At 66.2% G+C, this 16,437-nt stretch carries 18 protein-coding genes; 14 read left to right on the top strand and 4 right to left on the bottom strand.

The features are described from left to right. From ACPEH0_RS14275 to ACPEH0_RS14220, 12 genes are all read left to right on the top strand, one after another. On the top strand, window positions 1-815 hold an 815-nt coding region (locus tag ACPEH0_RS14275; protein ID WP_423719492.1), incomplete at its 5' end, for a sensor histidine kinase. After that, window positions 812-1,438 (top strand): response regulator transcription factor, encoded by a 627-nt coding sequence (locus ACPEH0_RS14270; RefSeq protein ID WP_366214662.1) that lies wholly within the window; start codon window positions 812-814, stop codon window positions 1,436-1,438. The genes ACPEH0_RS14275 and ACPEH0_RS14270, both read left to right, overlap by 4 nt. Window positions 1,439-1,631: 193 nt before the next feature. Further along, window positions 1,632-1,898, top strand: coding sequence for a hypothetical protein (locus tag ACPEH0_RS14265; protein ID WP_366214663.1), 267 nt, complete (start codon window positions 1,632-1,634; stop codon window positions 1,896-1,898). Window positions 1,899-2,012: 114 nt separating this feature from the next. Then, on the top strand, window positions 2,013-2,291 hold the full coding sequence (locus ACPEH0_RS14260) for a hypothetical protein (protein ID WP_311286365.1): 279 nt from the start codon (window positions 2,013-2,015) through the stop codon (window positions 2,289-2,291). Window positions 2,292-2,786: 495 nt separating this feature from the next. Beyond that, complete coding sequence (locus ACPEH0_RS14255; protein WP_366214664.1) at window positions 2,787-2,975, top strand: antitoxin; 189 nt, start codon at window positions 2,787-2,789, stop codon at window positions 2,973-2,975. A 505-nt stretch (window positions 2,976-3,480) separates the two neighbouring features. Next, entirely contained in the window at window positions 3,481-3,873 is a 393-nt protein-coding gene (locus ACPEH0_RS14250) for a CBS domain-containing protein (protein WP_366214665.1), read from the top strand. Beyond that, window positions 3,870-4,088 (top strand): hypothetical protein, encoded by a 219-nt coding sequence (locus ACPEH0_RS14245; protein WP_365539322.1) that lies wholly within the window; start codon window positions 3,870-3,872, stop codon window positions 4,086-4,088. Before ACPEH0_RS14250 ends, ACPEH0_RS14245 begins: the two co-directional genes overlap by 4 nt. Window positions 4,089-4,336: 248 nt before the next feature. Then, a complete protein-coding gene (locus ACPEH0_RS14240; RefSeq protein ID WP_365539325.1) occupies window positions 4,337-4,474 on the top strand; it encodes a hypothetical protein in 138 nt (45 codons plus the stop codon). Continuing rightward, the gene (locus tag ACPEH0_RS14235) at window positions 4,461-5,006 is read left to right on the top strand and encodes a DUF421 domain-containing protein (RefSeq protein WP_365539328.1); all 546 of its coding nucleotides are present in this window, start codon (window positions 4,461-4,463) and stop codon (window positions 5,004-5,006) included. Before ACPEH0_RS14240 ends, ACPEH0_RS14235 begins: the two co-directional genes overlap by 14 nt. A 72-nt stretch (window positions 5,007-5,078) precedes the next feature. Next, the gene (locus ACPEH0_RS14230) at window positions 5,079-5,375 is read left to right on the top strand and encodes a YrhK family protein (RefSeq protein WP_365539331.1); all 297 of its coding nucleotides are present in this window, start codon (window positions 5,079-5,081) and stop codon (window positions 5,373-5,375) included. 19 nt (window positions 5,376-5,394) lie between these two features. Next, the gene (locus ACPEH0_RS14225) at window positions 5,395-6,630 is read left to right on the top strand and encodes a DUF2254 domain-containing protein (protein ID WP_366214666.1); all 1,236 of its coding nucleotides are present in this window, start codon (window positions 5,395-5,397) and stop codon (window positions 6,628-6,630) included. A gap of 76 nt (window positions 6,631-6,706) precedes the next feature. Further along, window positions 6,707-8,029, top strand: a complete 1,323-nt coding sequence (locus ACPEH0_RS14220) for an APC family permease (protein ID WP_365539418.1) — start codon at window positions 6,707-6,709, stop codon at window positions 8,027-8,029. Between the two features lie 69 nt (window positions 8,030-8,098). Here the strand turns inward: ACPEH0_RS14220 and ACPEH0_RS14215 are convergent, their stop codons facing one another. After that, entirely contained in the window at window positions 8,099-9,499 is a 1,401-nt protein-coding gene (locus ACPEH0_RS14215) for a TrkH family potassium uptake protein (protein WP_366214667.1), read from the bottom strand. A 126-nt stretch (window positions 9,500-9,625) separates the two neighbouring features. Between ACPEH0_RS14215 and nhaA the strand changes: the two genes are divergently transcribed. Together nhaA and ACPEH0_RS14205 are read left to right on the top strand one after the other, a co-directional pair. Next, window positions 9,626-10,987 carry a Na+/H+ antiporter NhaA gene (nhaA, locus tag ACPEH0_RS14210; RefSeq protein WP_366214668.1) on the top strand — a complete coding sequence of 454 codons (1,362 nt, stop codon included), beginning with the start codon at window positions 9,626-9,628 and terminating at the stop codon, window positions 10,985-10,987. Between the two features lie 82 nt (window positions 10,988-11,069). Next, window positions 11,070-11,582: a hypothetical protein gene (locus ACPEH0_RS14205; protein WP_366214669.1), complete on the top strand. Its 513-nt coding sequence runs from the start codon at window positions 11,070-11,072 to the stop codon at window positions 11,580-11,582. A 1,154-nt stretch (window positions 11,583-12,736) separates the two neighbouring features. Here ACPEH0_RS14205 and ACPEH0_RS14200 read toward each other — a convergent pair. The 3 genes from ACPEH0_RS14200 to ACPEH0_RS14190 all read right to left on the bottom strand — a co-directional run bounded on the left by ACPEH0_RS14200 (window position 12,737) and on the right by ACPEH0_RS14190 (window position 16,435). Further along, on the bottom strand, window positions 12,737-13,885 hold the full coding sequence (locus ACPEH0_RS14200) for an AAA family ATPase (RefSeq protein ID WP_366214670.1): 1,149 nt from the start codon (window positions 13,883-13,885) through the stop codon (window positions 12,737-12,739). 107 nt (window positions 13,886-13,992) lie between these two features. Beyond that, the gene (locus tag ACPEH0_RS14195; RefSeq protein ID WP_366214671.1) at window positions 13,993-14,820 is read right to left on the bottom strand and encodes a hypothetical protein; all 828 of its coding nucleotides are present in this window, start codon (window positions 14,818-14,820) and stop codon (window positions 13,993-13,995) included. Continuing rightward, entirely contained in the window at window positions 14,810-16,435 is a 1,626-nt protein-coding gene (locus tag ACPEH0_RS14190) for a relaxase/mobilization nuclease domain-containing protein (protein ID WP_366214672.1), read from the bottom strand. The genes ACPEH0_RS14195 and ACPEH0_RS14190 overlap by 11 nt, the downstream gene beginning before the upstream one ends. Window positions 16,436-16,437: the final 2 nt, after the last annotated feature.

Here is a 16,437-nt window from a genome sequence, read left to right as displayed (position 1 = left end):
TCTGCGCCCTCGGCATCCACGGAGAATGGACCGTGGGCGGGATCGTCGGCCCGATCGTCGGCGCGGCGGTCGCGCTGCTCATTGGGCTCGGGTACCAGGCCCTCGCCCGCGAGGCGCAGCAGCGCGAAGTGCTGATGCAGGAGCTGCTGGCCACCCGCGGGCAGCTCGCCGCGACCGAGCGCGAGGCGGGCGTGCTCGCCGAGCGCGCCCGCCTCGCGCGTGAAATTCATGACACGGTCGCGCAGGGACTCTCGAGCATCCAGATGCTGTTGCACGCGGCCGAGCGAGCCGACGGCGAGCGGCCCGGTATCGAGCACATCCGCCTCGCCCGCGAGACCGCGGCCGCTGGCCTCGCCGACACGCGCCGCTTCATCCGCGAACTCACGCCCCCCGACCTCGACGACCGAGGACTCGGCTCCGCGCTGCGTCGGCTCGCATCGACGCAATGGGCCGCGCGGGGGCTGCCAGTAGACGTGCGAGTGTCCGATGCCGTCGAGCTGCCGATGCACGTGCAGACCGCTCTGCTCCGCATCGCGCAGGGAGCGATCGCCAACGTTATCCAGCACGCAGATGCCTACAGCGCGATGATCACCCTGACGATCGGAGATGACCGCGTGGAGTTCACGATCGCCGACGACGGACGGGGTTTCGATCCTTCCCTGGTCGCGGCCGTTCCGGGCGCAAAATCCGACTCGTTCGGGCTGCAGGCGACCCGCGAGCGAGTCGACCAGCTCGGCGGCACGCTCACCGTCTCGTCCGCACCGGGCACCGGCACCTCATTGACGATCGAACTCACCCTGAGGGAGGCGGCATGATCCGCATCGTCGTCGCCGACGATCACCCCATCGTGCGGGCCGGCATCATCGCGCTGTTCGCGCCTGAGGACGACATCGAGGTGGCGGCCGAGGCCGCTACCCCCGACGAAGCCGTCGCCGCCGCCGAACGCGTGAGCCCCGACGTCGTGCTGATGGACCTGCAGTTCGGGGCATCCGTCACGTCGAACGGAGCGGACGCAACCCGCCGCATCCGGGCTCTCGATGCCGCACCTTACGTACTGGTGGTCACGAACTACGACTCCGACGTCGACATCCTCGGTGCCGTCGAAGCCGGAGCAAGTGGGTATCTGCTCAAGGATGCGCCACCGCACGAACTGCTCGCCGCTGTGCGCGCGGCCGCCAGCGGCGAGAGCGCGCTGGCCCCCGTTATTGCAACGCGGCTCATGGACAGGATGCGCGCCCCCCAGGCGAGCCTGAGCACCCGCGAACTGCGGGTGCTCGAACTTGTGGCCGCGGGACGCTCGAACAACGAGATCGCGGCCGAACTGTACGTCAGCGAAACGACAGTGAAGTCGCACCTCGCCCACATCTTCACCAAGCTCGGCGCCACCTCCCGCACCGCCGCGGTGTCGCAGGCGCGCCGCCGCGGCATCCTGCGCTGACGAGGAGAACCTCGCGGCCCTTCTAGTAACCGCGCTATCCCACCCGGTCTTGCCCTCAGCCTCTTAATCAACACGGCCTAGGAGGGCGCCTCTTCGGAAGAGCCGAACGGGAGGAAACCGCCGACCCGGACAGTGGCAGCGACGACCCGCCCGCGCATCAAGAGCCATGATCCCTGGCATCCACAGAACACCCATGAGAGGACAGCACGAATTGGCCACCACTGACGAAAACGCTGCACAGCCGTCGCGCACGCACACAGAGATCTCGGCCGAAAGCCTCAAAGACAAGATCGTTGCCGCGTCCGAAAACGCCAACACGGCAACCCCAACATCACTCGCGAACGAGCCCGACGGGCTCGGCAAGGACGGAACAATTCCTGCCAATCCCGATGGTCTCGCCGCGGGCTACACAGACACCCCCTCTCACTTCAATGCCGAAGAAGATGAAGACGCCAACTAACCGTCCACCTGTGCACGACCACTCCTCAGCTTGCTCGGCGAATCTTCAGCCAGCTGTCACGTTCGCGTCTTCCGCGTTCACGAAGCGGTCGTCGCACGGTGACACCCTGGTGGGATGACCGACTCGCACGACACCGACCCCGCCGCGGCGCACGTACGGTCCGTGCTGTGGGACTGGGACCCCATCGGCGTGCGAGCCATCAGCGCAGCCTGGCCCAGTAGCGAATATGACGACCTCGTTGCCCCTCTGGTCAACGCTTTGGAGCACCAGCCGGCGCTCGACGAACTCGCGAGCGACCTGCATGAACTGGTGACCGTGCAGTACGGTTTGCCCTCACCTCACGGGTGCAAGAACGCCGCAGCTGCGCTTCTTCGTCTACCGCGCGCGGCGTGACTCACCCGATGCCTCACCGAGCTGGCTACCGGGTGAGGCTTCAGCTCACGACTCACCAGATCTCCTGTCACCGCTTCAGATTGTTCGCCCGGGTGGCAACCGCAAAGACCCCGAGTTCGAACGGGCTGTTCGGGCAGGTCGCACCGAAAACGACCTGCCCGAAAGCGCGACCTCGGTACCTCCCGAGATCACGTGAAACGTCGAGGGACTGACGCTTCACCCACCGCACCCGGGGGAGCGGCAGCCTGCATTTCCTAGTTTGTACCCGCAACGCAAGACGGCCACAAGGCGTGTTAGCTCATCGGTCCGATGCGCACACGACTTGATACGCCGCATAGCGCGCGCCGCTCGGGCGACATGGTTGTCGGCCTTCGGGTCGACGCTCGCTGAGCTGCATCCGGCTGCGTGCCGTTGTCAATCCCCGTCGCGTTCGCGCACGGTGGAGTCGAGACTGCGGCTGTTCAGCAATATCCGGGCTCAGGAAGGAGAGGCGCTATGGCAGACCTCGGAGATTTCGGCGACAAGGCGAAGGACGTCGTCAACAGTGAGAAGGGCGAGCAAATGTCCGACGCCGCGATCGACAAAGCCGGCGACGCGGCAAGCTCCGCGTCCGGCGGGAACTTCGACGACAAGATCAACGCCGGCGAAGACGCCGCCGACTCGAAGATCGGTGACCAGAGCTGATCCATGAGATGGAAACCGAAAAGGACGCCTCTGCGGGCGTCCTTTTCGATGTACGGCCTCATACTACTGAGTGACTTCGCAGTCCAGGTGCACTTCGCCGTGGCGGCGCGCGACCAGCTCGAACGGCGTGGCTTTCACGTCAGCGCACCGCGCGGGTTTTCGTGGATGTGCGCGCGACCGTGATGCCTGCGCTCACGCTACCGACTCGGCACTTCCGCGCCACTCCCCGACCAACCGATAATCGACGTTATGTCAGAACAGGCTTCTAGCTCACTCCCTTAAGACACCCTCCTGCTTCTAGGGGCTGAGCCTGGGGCGGCTTGACTGCGGCCCTTCGTCAGTGCGCCAGAGCTCCCTTTCGCGCAATCGTCGTTCGTGCGGCTTCCGACAACCGGGCGTCGGCTTGTCAAGGCCCCTCGCGCCTCCCGAGGCCGGGTCGTAGCGTCGCCAAGTCGTCGCAGGATCACTGCTGAAAGGAGCCACCATGGCAACCGCAAGAGAGATCATGACCACGATGCCTGAGTGTGTCGGGGAGCACCAGACACTCGTCGCTGCGGCACGGCTGATGAAGGATTTGGATGTAGGGAGTCTGGCCGTCTGCGGGGATGACCAGCGACTCAAAGTCATGCTGACGGACCGGGACATCGTGGTGAAGCGCGTCGCTCAGGGTGGAGACCCGACGCGCACCATGGCGGGAGACCTCACAGAAGGAGAACCCGTCACCATCGGCGTTGATGACAGCCTCGAAGAGACTCTTGCGACGATGCGAGAGCACCGGGTTCGCTGGCTGCCGGTCATAGACGGACACGATCTGGTGGGGATTGTCGCGCAGGCGGACGCGGCCAGAGCTCTTTCTTTCGCCGCGACTGGTGCGACCGTCGAGGAGATCTCACAGTGACGGTCGGCGACGTACACACCCGAGAGCGCAACGGCGTGTGGGAAAACATTGTCGAGGGTGAACTCGACCGGAAGTGGGTGTTCACGGACGCGTCTCAAGCCATCGCGAACGGAGAACGCGTCGCGAAGGACCTCCGCTCGTCGCACCTCGTCCACTCGTCGGAAGATTCAGACACGCAGGGGGTGGAGGTTCCTCCCTACGTGCAAGGCGCATGAGCCGTCGAGCAAGAAGCCCGGGAGGGCGCTCACCAATTTCAGCCGGAGCTCGCGATGGAAGCCTTATCTCAAGTTTGCCGCGATGACCGTCACCGGCATGGTGGTGATGTACTGGGCGATGTTCGCTGGAATCTGGGAACTGGGGCATATCCCCTCAGCGAAAGCCGGATCTTCGTGACGCTCACCATGGGCGGGACGGTGGTGCTGATGTGTCAATCAGTCAGACACAACGCGAGGAGATCCTGGACATGCTCTGGCTGATCGACGACATCCGCGCGAACGGACCGGCCCGCACCGAATCTGATGCCATCGAACGTGAGGCACCGGCATTCGCTCGCGCAGTGGAGCGGTCGCGGGACGGAGGAGATGCCGATGTGGTTCGATGACTGGCCCGGGGTGGCCCGGGTGGTTCTTGTGGGACTGGCGTCCTACGTGAGCGTTGTGGCGCTTATCCGCCTCGCCGGAAAACGCGCGCTCACGCAGCTGAATGCGTTCGACCTCGTCGTCACGGTCGCACTCGGTTCCACCCTTGCGACCATCCTCCTGTCGTCCGATGTCGCGTTCGTCGAGGGAGCAGTCGCGCTCGCGCTCCTCCTGGCACTTCAGGTGATTGTGGCGTTCGCAACCAAACGGTTTCCGGCTCTTCGGCGCGTGGTCACCGCGAAGCCAGCCCAGCTCGTGCGGGACGGTGTCATCGACGACGATGCCCTCCGACGACATCGCGTCGCGCGCGCCGATGTCCTTCAGGCGATCCGGTCGAGCGGACATGGCGACGTCTCGTCCGTCGGTGCGGTGACCCTTGAAAGCAATGGCACCATCAGCGTCATCTCACGCGCGAACATCGGGAACGCCTCAGCACTGGATGACGTCAAACCATCACACGGTGAACGGCCCCCTGCGCAATCCGGGCCGAAGTAAGAGCAGGAGCTGACGCCCTCCCCCATCTCGCCGAACGGTTGTGATTATCGGCCGCCGTGATTGCATTATTCGATGACCTCGCACTTCTCGTCAGACGGCCGGACGATTCGACTTCTGCTGGGGTCAGACGAGGTCGTCATCCGCCGGAAGTACGAGGTGGCGAGCATCCTGAACGACATCCTCGTCGCTGGGTGGTTCGTCGTCGGCAGCGTCCTCTTCTTCTGTGACGACACCAAGACGGCCGGCACCTGGTTCTTCCTGCTTGGCAGCATCCAGTTGTTGATTCGTCCCATCATCCGACTTACACGCCACGTGCACCTGCGCCGCTTCGACCGCAGCAGAGCGCACGACACGACCGCGGACTACTGAAACACGGTTGACTATCGCTATGACCGTGTCCTCCCCTACCACCCTCGCGCTCCTCCGGCGGCTCATGCGCACCGTGTGGGTCCGGGCGGTCGTCTTCACTGTGGCGGCGATGCTGTTCGCCCTCGCCGCCGGTGTCGTCGGATCCGTCATCCCCTTCGAACTTCGCGTCGAACTTGGGCAGAACTCGGTCGACTCCCTCCTGCAGATCATTGCGACCGCCATGCTGACGGCGACGACGTTCTCGATCACGGCGATGGTGACGGCGTACTCGTCGGCCACCACCATCGCCACGCCCCGGTCGACGAAACTTCTCATCGCCGACCCGACATCGCAGAACGCGCTGTCGACCTTCGTGGGCGCATTCGTCTTCGCGCTCGTCGGCATCATCGCCCTGTCGACGGGGTACTACACCGAGCAGGGACGTACGATCCTCTTCTTCGGGACCCTCGTCGTTATCACGGTCATCGTCGTCACGCTCCTCCGCTGGATTGGCCACCTCGCGCGATTCGGCCGGATGGCCGATGTGATCGACCGGGTCGAGGATTCCGCCACGCGCAACCTCACCGAATTCGCGAAGCACCCGACCTACGGCGCCCATGAGCTCAGGAGCGTACCCGCCGACGCCACCCCCGTCACCGCACTCGACGGCGAATACGTGCTCAACGTTGACGTGGCGGCTCTCGATACCTTGGCCGAGAAGCACAACTGCAAGATCTACGTCACCGCAATTCCCGGCACGGTCGCCGATGTCCGGCATCCGCTCGTGCACATCCGCGGGAACGTCACCGACGACGTCGACAGCGGGGTTCGGAGCGCGTTCATCCTGGGCCGCCACCGGGATTACGACCAGGACCCGCGCCTCGGCGTGATCGCCCTGGCCGAGATCGGCAGTCGGGCTCTGTCCCCCTCGACGAACGACCCGGGCACCGCCATCGAGGTCATCGCCGCTTTGCAACGGGTGCTGACCGCCGCGCTCCAGGCACGGGAGCAGAACCGTGGCGTCGAGTACCCGCGTGTGTGGATCGCACGACCGACCGTCGACGAACTGGTGACGGATGCCTTCCGCCCCCTCGCGCGCGACGGCGCGAACTTCGTTGAGGTGCAGATACGGCTGCAGAAGTGCCTGGAGGCTTTGCGCGACACGGCGCCCGACGAGGCAGTCGCGTTCCGCCGGATGGCCGACGACGCGTTCAGGCGTACGGCGTCGGGGCTCAGCAGATCCGACCGGCATGCGGTGCGGTCGGCGCTTCCGTAACCCCCCCTAATACACCTTCCTCGCCGTTGACGACAGCATCTTGTTCGTTGACGCTGCGAGGCGGCGACTGGAGCTGATGACCGAGACATCTTCGAACACCCCCCGGATTTCGCTCCCCGGGTCTGTCGCCCTCGGGACCGGTGTCATGATCGGCGCGGGCATCTTCGCCCTGGTCGGTCAGGTTGCCGGACTAGCCGGTGCGTGGTTTCCCCTCGCGCTCCTGGCCGGTGGTGTCGTCGCTGCGCTCAGCGCGTACTCGTACGCACGGTACTCGGCTGTCAACCCGAGTTCCGGTGGCATCGCGATGCTCCTGAAAGATGCCTACGGTCCCGGGGTCGTCGCGGGTTCCTTCTCGATGTTCATGTACGTGTCCATGGTCGTCGCCGAGAGCCTGCTCGCTCGCACCTTCGGGACATACTTGCTCACACCGTTCGACCTGCAGGATTCCACCTTCCTCGTGGCAGTGTGCGGGGTGGCCGCCATTCTCGCGGCCGCAGGGGTAAACCTGATCGGCAACCGCGTCGTGGAGGCCTCAGCCCTCACTACCGCCCTTCTGAAGATCGTCGGCCTCGGCGTCCTGGCTATCGGAGGTCTGTTAGCAGCATGGCTGGGCAGCGGCGCCTCTACCGCGGGTGGGAACGAAGGAGCTTCTGTCGACCCGCTGGCGGCTGTGGGGAGCGTCGCGCTCTGCGTCCTGGCCTATAAGGGCTTCACCACGATCACCAATCAGGGTGATGACCTTCGTGAACCGAAGAAGAATCTCCCCCGCTCCATCTACCTGTCCCTCGCCGTCTGCGCGGTGCTCTACCTGCTGATCGCGCTGTCCGTCGAGGCGAGTATCGGCGCGGAGGGTGCCGCTCGTGCGCGGGACTACGCGCTCGCTGAAGCGGCGAATCCCCTGTTCGACCGGTGGGGTGTCTGGCTCACCGTAGCGGTCGCAGTGATCGCAACGCTGTCGGGCCTGCTCGCCAGCCTCTACTCTGTCTCCCGCCTCTACGGGATGCTGCAGGAGATGCACCAAGCGCCGCGCCTCCCCTGCGCCATCACCCATCAGCCCCTGCTGATCACCGCGGCCGCAGCGCTGCTCCTCACCTTGATCTTCGACTTGTCGCAGATCGCTTCGCTGGGCGTCTTCCTCTACCTCACGATGGACATCGTGGTGCAGTGGGGAATGCTCCGGCGCCTGCGCGAAAAGACAAGAACACGTTCCTGGCCACCACTGGCGACAATCGCCGTCAATCTCGTCGTCCTCATCCCCTTCACCATCGTGAAGGTCCGTGACGACCCCATTGCCGTGGCAGCGGCCGCCGCCATCGCCGGTGTGGTTGTGATCGCACAGACCGTTGCCGTCCGGCGTCGGCGCCGGGCGACCGCTGCCGACGGTGAGAGACCGAGATGACGGGAGCGCACGTCGACGATCGAACCGGCTCGGTCGCTGCGGTTCGAAAAGGCGGAGGGTTCGTGAAAGTCAGCCGATAATGGGTCGCTCGCTCGCGTACGTGTACATCACGTTGCGGTGCCGGACGGCCAGTGCGGCGGCGAGGCCGATCGGTCCGATCCGGCCGGCCAGCATGAGCACCGACAGCAGGTACTTGCCGAAGGGGTCGAGTTCAGCCGACAGTCCCACCGAGAGTCCGCAGGTCGCAAAGGCCGAGATGACTTCGAAGAGGATGCGGTCCAGCGGTGCGTCGTGCGTCAGAGTGAGCAGCGTGGTCGCCGTCAACACGAGGGAAGCGCCCAGGAACGTCACACTAATCGCGACCCGGAGGATGCTGTCGGGAATCGTGCGCCGCGCCACCCGGACATCCTTGGTCCCGCGTGCCTCCGCGACGATCGCGAGGAAGAGGACGGCCAGAGTCGTGACCTTGATTCCGCCCGCGGTGGACGCGGATCCGCCGCCCACGAACATGAGCGCGTCACTGAGCAGCAAAGTGGTCGTCGTCGACGCCGCCGACTCCGTGATGGCGAAACCGCCCGATCGCATCATCGTCGAAGCGAACAGGCCGTGGAAGATTCTCTCCCCCGGCGACATTCCGCCGACCGTAGCCGGATTCGACCACTCGAACACGGTCCACGCCACCGCACCGACGAGCATCAGGATGACCGTGGTCGACAGAGTGAGCTTGGCGTGGAGGGTCCAGCGGGAGTGGTCCCATCGGTTCTTGATCAGGGTGAGGAACACGGGGAACCCGAAGGAGCCGACGAAGACACCGACCATGATCGGGACGAGCACGAACAGGTTGCCCTCGTAGACGCCGAGACCGCCCACATGCGTCGTGAAGCCGGCGTTGTTGAAGGACGAGACCGCGTAGAAGACCGCGTGCCAGATGCCCTCCGCCCATCCCTCCGCGACGATGAAGGGCGGGGCGAGCACGACGGCGAGGACGCCCTGCACGCTCAGCGTCGTCACCACGACGATCGTCAGCAGGTTCCGCACCTCGCCGAGCTCGGGGGCACCGATGTTCTGTTGCGCGAAGACCCGTCCCCCGAGTCCCAGCTTGCGGGTCACAGCGCGCGCGAGCAGGAGAGCCAGCGTGATGACGCCGAGTCCGCCGACCTCGATGGCCACGAGGATGACACCGAGCCCGAACGGCGACCACACGGCGGCCGTGTCCACCGTGGTCAAGCCGGTGACGGTGATGGCGGACACCGCTGTGAACACGGCGTCCTGCACGGAGATCGACCGGCCTTCGACGGTCGCGATCGGCAGTGCGAGCAACGACGAGAAGACGGCTGCCGCGGCGACGAAGATGGCGACCGCGGCCTGGGCCGGGGAGCGTCTGAGGAAGGCCTCGACAGTTCGGAGGCTGGACCTGGCCCGCCCTCGGGCGAGCGCCGCGTCGCTGCGCGGATCCGGACCGAGAGTCATGGGTGCTCACGGTAGCCCACCCCTCCGCCCTCGCATAGTTCTCTCGGCCCCGTCGAATAGAATGGCCGCGGCGCGTCGGGAAGTCTGGTCGACATCTCTGTCTCTCGACCCCTCAAAGGAATCCCTATGACGGCGCCCAGCTCTGTCCGCACCGACCTGCGCGCCCCCCGGTGGCGCGGCTATGCCGAAGCGGCGAGGGTGTCCGCGATTCTTCGCAAGGAGGCCGTTGGGGGCGCGCTCCTCGTCGTCGCAGCGGTCGGGGCCATCGTGTGGGCCAACTCACCGGCATCCGACAGCTACTTCGCGTTGCGCGACTTCCGCTTCGGCTACGAGCCCTGGCACCTCGAGCTCTCTCTGGGCGCGTGGGCGGCCGACGGGCTCCTAGCAATCTTCTTCTTCCTCGTGGGTCTGGAACTGAAGCGCGAACTCGTCGTCGGCGACCTGCGACGCGTCAGCACGGCTGTCGTGCCGGTCACCGCCGCGATCGGCGGCGTGGCCGTGCCGGCGCTGATCTATGTGGCGGTCGTCCGCGGCCAGGAGGGACTGGCCCAGGGTTGGGCGATCCCCACCGCAACCGACATCGCCTTCGCCGTCGCGGTGCTCGCTCTCGTCGGTTCGCACCTTCCCAGCCCCCTCCGCATCTTCCTGCTGACCCTCGCCGTCGTGGACGACCTCCTCGCCATCGGCATCATCGCGATCTTCTACACCGAAGAGATCGCAATCGTGCCGCTGCTCGTGGCGGCCGGTGTCGTCGCCGTCTACGGATTCGTCGCGCAGCGCTACCGGTCACTGTTCGCGAACCGCCCCTTCGCCGCCTGGCTCGTGCTGCTCCCGATCGGATCCGTCGCGTGGGCGTTCCTGCACGCGTCCGGCGTGCACGCCACCATCGCGGGCGTCGCCCTCGCCTTCACGATCCCGGTCAAGCCCGCGCGCGGCGCGACCGACGGCCCTCGTGCCACCGACCTGGCGCACGAGTTCGAGCACCGGTTCCGTCCGCTGTCCGCCGGCTTCGCTGTTCCGGTGTTCGCGTTCTTCGCCGCCGGTGTGGCCGTCGGCGGCGCGGACGGCATCCTCCGGGCCGCGACCGATCCGGTCGCGCTCGGCATCGTCGCGGGACTCGTGCTCGGCAAGCCCATCGGTATCCTCCTCGCGGTGCGCACCCTGACCCTCGTGACGAAGATCCGCCTGCACCCTGCGCTGCGATGGGTTGACATGCTCGGCGTGGCGCTGCTGGCGGGTATCGGCTTCACAGTGTCGCTGCTCATCGCCGAGCTCAGCTTCCCGGCCGGGTCGACCGAGGGCGACGACGCCAAGGTCGCGATCATGGTCGCGTCGGTCATCGCCGCTCTGATCGCTTCGGTCATCCTGGTCGCCCGCAATCGTCGCTACCGCCAGATCCAGGCGGAAGAGACGATCGATGAGGATGCCGACGGCACGCCGGACATCTACCAGGACGCGCCTCGCGCGAAATCGAGGACGGCGGAGTAGGGTCTGTCGCGCAACGAATGGTGAGCCGGGAAGTCTGGTCGGCAGCGGTCGGACGACCGTTCCCTTCGAATGAAAGCTTGTGATGGAACATTCGGTCCTCACTCTCGGCGACACCGATACCTCCGTGGCCCGGGGAATCACGGCGCTGACCAATGCTCAGTACGCTCTGGACGGACACGGCAGCGAGCGTCCTCGTGCAGTGCTCGCCTTCGCGGATCTGCGAGACCACACTCGGCAGAGCGGGAAGGTCAGGCTCCGCGCCATCGCTTCCCTGGCGGCCGTCGAGACGAAACGGCATACCGGCATCCGTCATCTCGTCTTCGCCGTCATGCTGGCTCCGCGCCACGTATCCGCGTTCGATCGCATCGCCTTATCGCTGGGCGCGCGCGTCCACGCCGACCTCGAGCGCGACAACGCGCGCGATGTCGAGGTCACCTTCCTCAATGTCAGTGAGTGCGGCGACGTGTCCACCCTCACCGAGCGTCTGTTGGATCGGTGCGATGACCCGGTGGGCCAGCACGGCGTCGTGGTCCTCGACTGGGACGACATCAAGGACCACTCCATCCGCCGGGCCGCCCGGGATCAGTACCTCTAGCCTGCATGCGTGCCGCGGGAGTTCCCGAGTTGCGACGCCGACCGTAGGCGCGATCCGCAGGGTGTTTCGCCTACGCCGTCAGTGTCATCGACCCTCATCCTTGTCTCCTGCTCTCCACTGTGGCCGTCGAGTTGACGCGACGTGTCGAACGTGATTCGGGGCATAGTGGGAGCGTGGTCGGCAGCAGTGACGTGGTCCCTGACGTGAGGCTTGATCTTTGCTGTTGCCCTGACCTCGCTCATCATCGTGCTCACGTGGGCCGACGCTCGCGCGGTCTTGGCAAAAGACGAGCGCCCGGGCATAGGGCGCTTGCTGTTGACACTGCTAGTGATCGTGGCTGCCCTGGTGATCTACGTCTCCGCGCTCGCGGACAATCCGATCACGTCCGGGCTACCTGGCGGGACCACGGCAGGTGGAGTAGCAGTTCTCATCGCCGCTGCGTTCCTTTCGATCGTGGGTCCCCGGCTCGGCCTTGAACGCACCAGATGACGAGCTGAACGGCCGGTGCAACCACCCGCGGCGCCATTGCAGCCGCGCTGGCGCCATTGTCGAGGGCGTTTCGGCGGAAGCGGGAACGTCGGACCAACACCGCCCGCGAGGACGGTAGGAGCGGTGTGGGGGTTGAGGGGATGCGGTGGCGTCGCGCCGGCTTGATTAGGGATCTGCCGCCGGGCTGGGACCACCAGCGGCGAAGAGTTTGCGGATGCGACCTGTCAGCTAGCTCTGCCCAGCGGGGCGTACGCGAGGTTCACAAATAGTGTTGCGCCGGACCGTTGCGGCCGCAGGTAATACGCGTCGGCCGCGATCGCTTCTGTGTAGACGATCCGGATGTTTGGATCAGCTCGCTCGGCAGCGTCTATCGCGCGTTGCACGGCTTCCGTCATCTCTACCCCCTTATCGAGGAAGCAGCCGTGCCCCCAAACACGGACTGCTCCTCCGCCCTCCCGCACCACGATTGTTTACCCTTTCACAAGCTTTGTCCACCAAAAGGGGGACAAAGCTCCAGGGCCTACCGTACGGTTGACGGGCCTTGACAGAGCGTTCCTTGACAGAGCGTTGTCGCGCTCGGTGTCCACACCCATGGGATCTCGCAACGACGACGGCCGGCGCGACTCGAGGGCGGTGCGCGGACCATTCCGTGGTTGAGATCAGGACTAGTCCAGTTGCTCGAGGATGTACTCCGTGAAGCCCGGGACGGTAAACGAGAGCCGGCCGCGTCTGCTTGCATCGATGATGCCCTTGCTCAGAAGGCGGTCCCGCGGCACGGAGATCGCCTGCGTGGTCTTTCCCATTCGCGCCGCGACGTCCTCCCGTTTCACGTCGACACCTCCCAGCGACGCGATGGCACTGAGCAGTTCCCGCTGTCCCTTCGACGAGTTGCGCCATCGGGCGGCGAAGAGCGATCGCATCTTCTCATTGACGTAGCTCATGCCTTCGTCGAGGTGTTCAATCGTGATCCGCTGCCCGGGGTCTGGACGTCCCGCGGCAACCCACGCTCCCTCCCCCACCAGCTGCACCTTGTAGGGATAACCCTGGGCCGCAGCAACACCAGCGGCAATCGCCGGCTGGTCCCACACAACTCCGATGTCCGCCGCTGGCCGATGAAGCGCCGTTGCGGCCCCCCCTGCATCGATCCCGGAAAGCTCGACGAAGTCGAATCGTTCGCTGAAGGTCACTGCGTTCGTGATGTGATCCTGACTACCCGGAAGCCCCACGGTGAACAGCCCGGCAGCTGGGGGGCTCTTCGCGCTCGCGAGTTCTTGCCAGGCGACGGAGATCGTTCGGAGGCTCTGTTTGTCAGCCGCCTGGATCTCGTCAACGAGGATCACCAGGCCGGCCTCTCCCGCGTCCCGCATCGCGTCCGTGACGTCGGAGACGACGTTCATGAAGACTTTCCCCGCCGCGGATGCGCCTCGCTGTTCGGGTTTGATCGTGACTCCCGCCTGGACCGGCCCCCCGCCGATGGTGACCGTGGCGCTATCGACGAGGTTGGTGAGCTCGGCTAGGCGCTTGGTCTTCGGCAGCAGTTTTCGTAGCTCATCGAGGATGGAAGCGGCGAGGCTCTCGCCCTCGACAGCGGTCACCCAGACGGTGCTGATGTCGTACCGTTCAAAAAGCCGCTCAGCTTCTCGCAACAGGGATGTTTTGCCCACGCCCCGAGCCGCGTAATCGACGCGGACGCTCCCGACGAATTGCCCGAGGTTCGCGATGAGTTGCGCGCGTTCTTCATAGAACGCAAGTTGCGCGGCCCGTCCGGGCACGGCCTTCGCGACAACCCCTGGTGTGTATGGGCTCGGCTGCATTGTTGCTCCGTGGCTCGGCCTTATATAACTCACTGAAGTATAACGCTGCGCCATGCACGCTGAGATCAGGAGGCCGCATCGGCAAAGCAGGCCCCATCCGGCCCTTTCTATCGACCAAGCCCACCGCGGTCTCGCTGCCGCGCCGACACGCGGCCTTTCCGAGCCGCTGCGGTCGACGTGGACCTGCTGGCAACGGCTTCGCGCGGGCTTCGCGCGTTCCCGGCGTCCGCGAGCACCCGTCCGCGTACCTCTTCGTCCGACGCAGTTCCCTCGAGCGATCGCGCGAACTCTGCACGGCGCTCCGCGCTGTCGTAGAAACCGACGGCCTGCCCTCGTTCGCCTGCGGCTTCCCATTCTTGGCTGGCCGACTCGGACGCGGCAGTCGGGTCCTCGGTCTCGTAGGCGCGGTCGGCGGCGTCCGCGTCGCGGTCGCGCGCTCCAGCGGAAGAGAGAAGGATCTGGCTGACGGTGAGCTCCTCACCGGACCGACGCTGCTCCTCGCGCGCCTGCGCGCGGTCGGCCTCGGCGCGGCGGAGAGCGTCAGCCACCGCCGCGGGGTCGGCGCCGGCGGCGTCGACGTCGATGCCGTACCGGTCCTGCACTTCGCGGCGGATGGTCTCGTTAGCGCGGGCCGCAACGTCGTCGTGGTCCCGCCACGCGACGGCGGCTTCTCGGGCGTCGGCAATGTCGCGGACGTCCGCGCGGTCCCACCAGGACGGCTGGTCGACGACCGCGAGCTGTCCGCGCACGGCCGCCCGCTCGGCGTCGAGCCTGCTCTGCAGCTCCCGTGCTTCCTGGCTGGCTGTGGCTTCCCGTTGCCGGTTCCATTCCTCGCGCAGGCGAGCGAACCGCTCCCCGAACTGCGAGGCGACCGTCAGCGCGATCCGCAGGGAGTTGTCGAACGTCTCGCCTACGCCGTCTGTGTCATCGACCATGATCGTGGTCTCCTTCTCTTCCGTTGTGGCCGCCCTGCTGACGCGACGTGTCGGACGTGGTTCGAGGCCGGGGGGTCAGTGTGTTCGGCAACGGTGAACGGGTGCCGGGCGCGGCGAGTCCGCGCTGAGCGCGACGCACCGCTTCCTCTTCCGGGGCGAGCGTCGCCGTGGTCGCGGGCGCCGCGGCTGTGCGTGCGTCGGCGGGCATCCGCTCACCGATCGCCTCAAGAGTGCGTCGCAGGGACTCACTCATCTGTTCTGCGCGGCGGGCATCGCCCGCCGCCTTGTGTGCGTCGATCAGCGCGACCGACAGGCGGCCGAGTTGACGGAACAAGATCGCTTCGGCGGCGGGGCCTTCGCCGCCTACTGCGGCTTGCATCAGTACCATTGCGGCGCCCGACGCTGAGCCCATACGGACGGGCTTGGGCCCCGACTGGTGGGCACGGATGTGAGCACTGCGCGACAACTCTCGGGCCGTCTCCGCGAGCGGCCCTGGTGTTGCCTCGACGCGCTGTGACCACGCGGCGAATGCGCCGGCGGTCTCTCGCGCGACGTGTGCCCACATGGCTCGGTCCGTCGCCGGTACCTCTCGCAGCTGTGCCCTGAGCTCGCGCAACTCCCGGCCGTACTGTTCCCACAGTTTCGGGTCGGGAGTGTGCTCTTCGCGGCCAGGAGCGACCGGACGGTACTGCCACGGGTTCTTGCTCGTGGCACGCCACTCGTCGACGGCTCCCTGCGCCGTCTGTGGGCTGTCCGGCCAGCCCTCCCGCAGGCGCGGGAGGGTGAGGTCGCGGGCAAGTCGCCCTCCACCGAACCAGACCGGCGGCTCGTCTCCGGCGGGTCGCAGAGCGACGGAGTAGCCGGCAACGACGTCGTCGCGGCCGGCTGCGAACCGCGGGCGGATGAGGACACCGGCACGGCGCATTCGACGCACGAACTCGCCTTCGTCGACGGATGCCGTCGCTGCGGCGCGGACGGTCCGCTCGAGCCGGTGCGCGTCGACTTCGACCGCACCGGTGCGTGCCGCCCGCGCGGTTTCGGCGGGCTTCACGCCACGCTCACCCATGCCCCGCTCGCGAGAGTCCACGGGCATCAGACCGTGCTCGACCTCAAGCGTCCGACACAACTCCTGAGCGCGCTTGTAGTCGTTGTGAGTCGTCGCTTTCGTGCCGTCCTCACGCACAAGTGAAACGGCGATGTGGACGTGGTCGTTGCCGTTCTTGGAGAGACCGTGACGAACCGCAACCCACCGGCACGGTGCCTTCCCGGATGCCTCCGTGAAGCCCATGCGGTCCACGAACTGCTGCGCGATCGTGCCCCACTGCTCGTCGCTGAGCTGACCTTCTTCGGCGCGCAGCGACAGTGAGCAGTGCCACACATCTGCGGCCACACGGTCGTTGTGAACCTCGCCGGTCTCGGGGTCAGCGACCCGCACCTGACGGGTCACTTCGACACCGTAAGCAACGCGCGGTGTGTCGAGAGCGACACCGATCTCGCGCGCCGCCGCGGCATCGAGAACCGCGTACCCGTGGCGCGCCATGATCGCGTGATCGCCCGCAACAAGATGCTGCTCCGTGTGCTCGTTGGCGCGCCCCTCCCCCGCAAGGTAGGTCATCA

Origin of the sequence: Microbacterium sp. NPDC079356 (assembly GCF_049545465.1) — a bacterium.
Lineage (GTDB): Bacteria > Actinomycetota > Actinomycetes > Actinomycetales > Microbacteriaceae > Microbacterium > Microbacterium gawkjiense.
This window is presented reverse-complemented; position numbering and strand designations above follow the sequence as displayed.

Bases quoted from the DNA above. Each gene is read 5' to 3' on its own strand.
- ACPEH0_RS14270 (WP_366214662.1), top strand. From the start codon at position 812: ATGATCCGCATCGTCGTCGCCGACGATCACCCCATCGTGCGGGCCGGC.
- ACPEH0_RS14265 (WP_366214663.1), top strand. From the start codon at position 1,632: ATGAGAGGACAGCACGAATTGGCCACCACTGACGAAAACGCTGCACAG.
- ACPEH0_RS14260 (WP_311286365.1), top strand. From the start codon at position 2,013: ATGACCGACTCGCACGACACCGACCCCGCCGCGGCGCACGTACGGTCC.
- ACPEH0_RS14255 (WP_366214664.1), top strand. From the start codon at position 2,787: ATGGCAGACCTCGGAGATTTCGGCGACAAGGCGAAGGACGTCGTCAAC.
- ACPEH0_RS14250 (WP_366214665.1), top strand. From the start codon at position 3,481: ATGACCACGATGCCTGAGTGTGTCGGGGAGCACCAGACACTCGTCGCT.
- ACPEH0_RS14240 (WP_365539325.1), top strand. From the start codon at position 4,337: ATGCTCTGGCTGATCGACGACATCCGCGCGAACGGACCGGCCCGCACC.
- ACPEH0_RS14235 (WP_365539328.1), top strand. From the start codon at position 4,461: ATGTGGTTCGATGACTGGCCCGGGGTGGCCCGGGTGGTTCTTGTGGGA.
- ACPEH0_RS14230 (WP_365539331.1), top strand. From the start codon at position 5,079: ATGACCTCGCACTTCTCGTCAGACGGCCGGACGATTCGACTTCTGCTG.
- ACPEH0_RS14225 (WP_366214666.1), top strand. From the start codon at position 5,395: ATGACCGTGTCCTCCCCTACCACCCTCGCGCTCCTCCGGCGGCTCATG.
- ACPEH0_RS14220 (WP_365539418.1), top strand. From the start codon at position 6,707: ATGACCGAGACATCTTCGAACACCCCCCGGATTTCGCTCCCCGGGTCT.
- ACPEH0_RS14215 (WP_366214667.1), bottom strand. From the start codon at position 9,499: ATGACTCTCGGTCCGGATCCGCGCAGCGACGCGGCGCTCGCCCGAGGG.
- nhaA (WP_366214668.1), top strand. From the start codon at position 9,626: ATGACGGCGCCCAGCTCTGTCCGCACCGACCTGCGCGCCCCCCGGTGG.
- ACPEH0_RS14205 (WP_366214669.1), top strand. From the start codon at position 11,070: ATGGAACATTCGGTCCTCACTCTCGGCGACACCGATACCTCCGTGGCC.
- ACPEH0_RS14200 (WP_366214670.1), bottom strand. From the start codon at position 13,885: ATGCAGCCGAGCCCATACACACCAGGGGTTGTCGCGAAGGCCGTGCCC.
- ACPEH0_RS14195 (WP_366214671.1), bottom strand. From the start codon at position 14,820: ATGGTCGATGACACAGACGGCGTAGGCGAGACGTTCGACAACTCCCTG.
- ACPEH0_RS14190 (WP_366214672.1), bottom strand. From the start codon at position 16,435: ATGACCTACCTTGCGGGGGAGGGGCGCGCCAACGAGCACACGGAGCAG.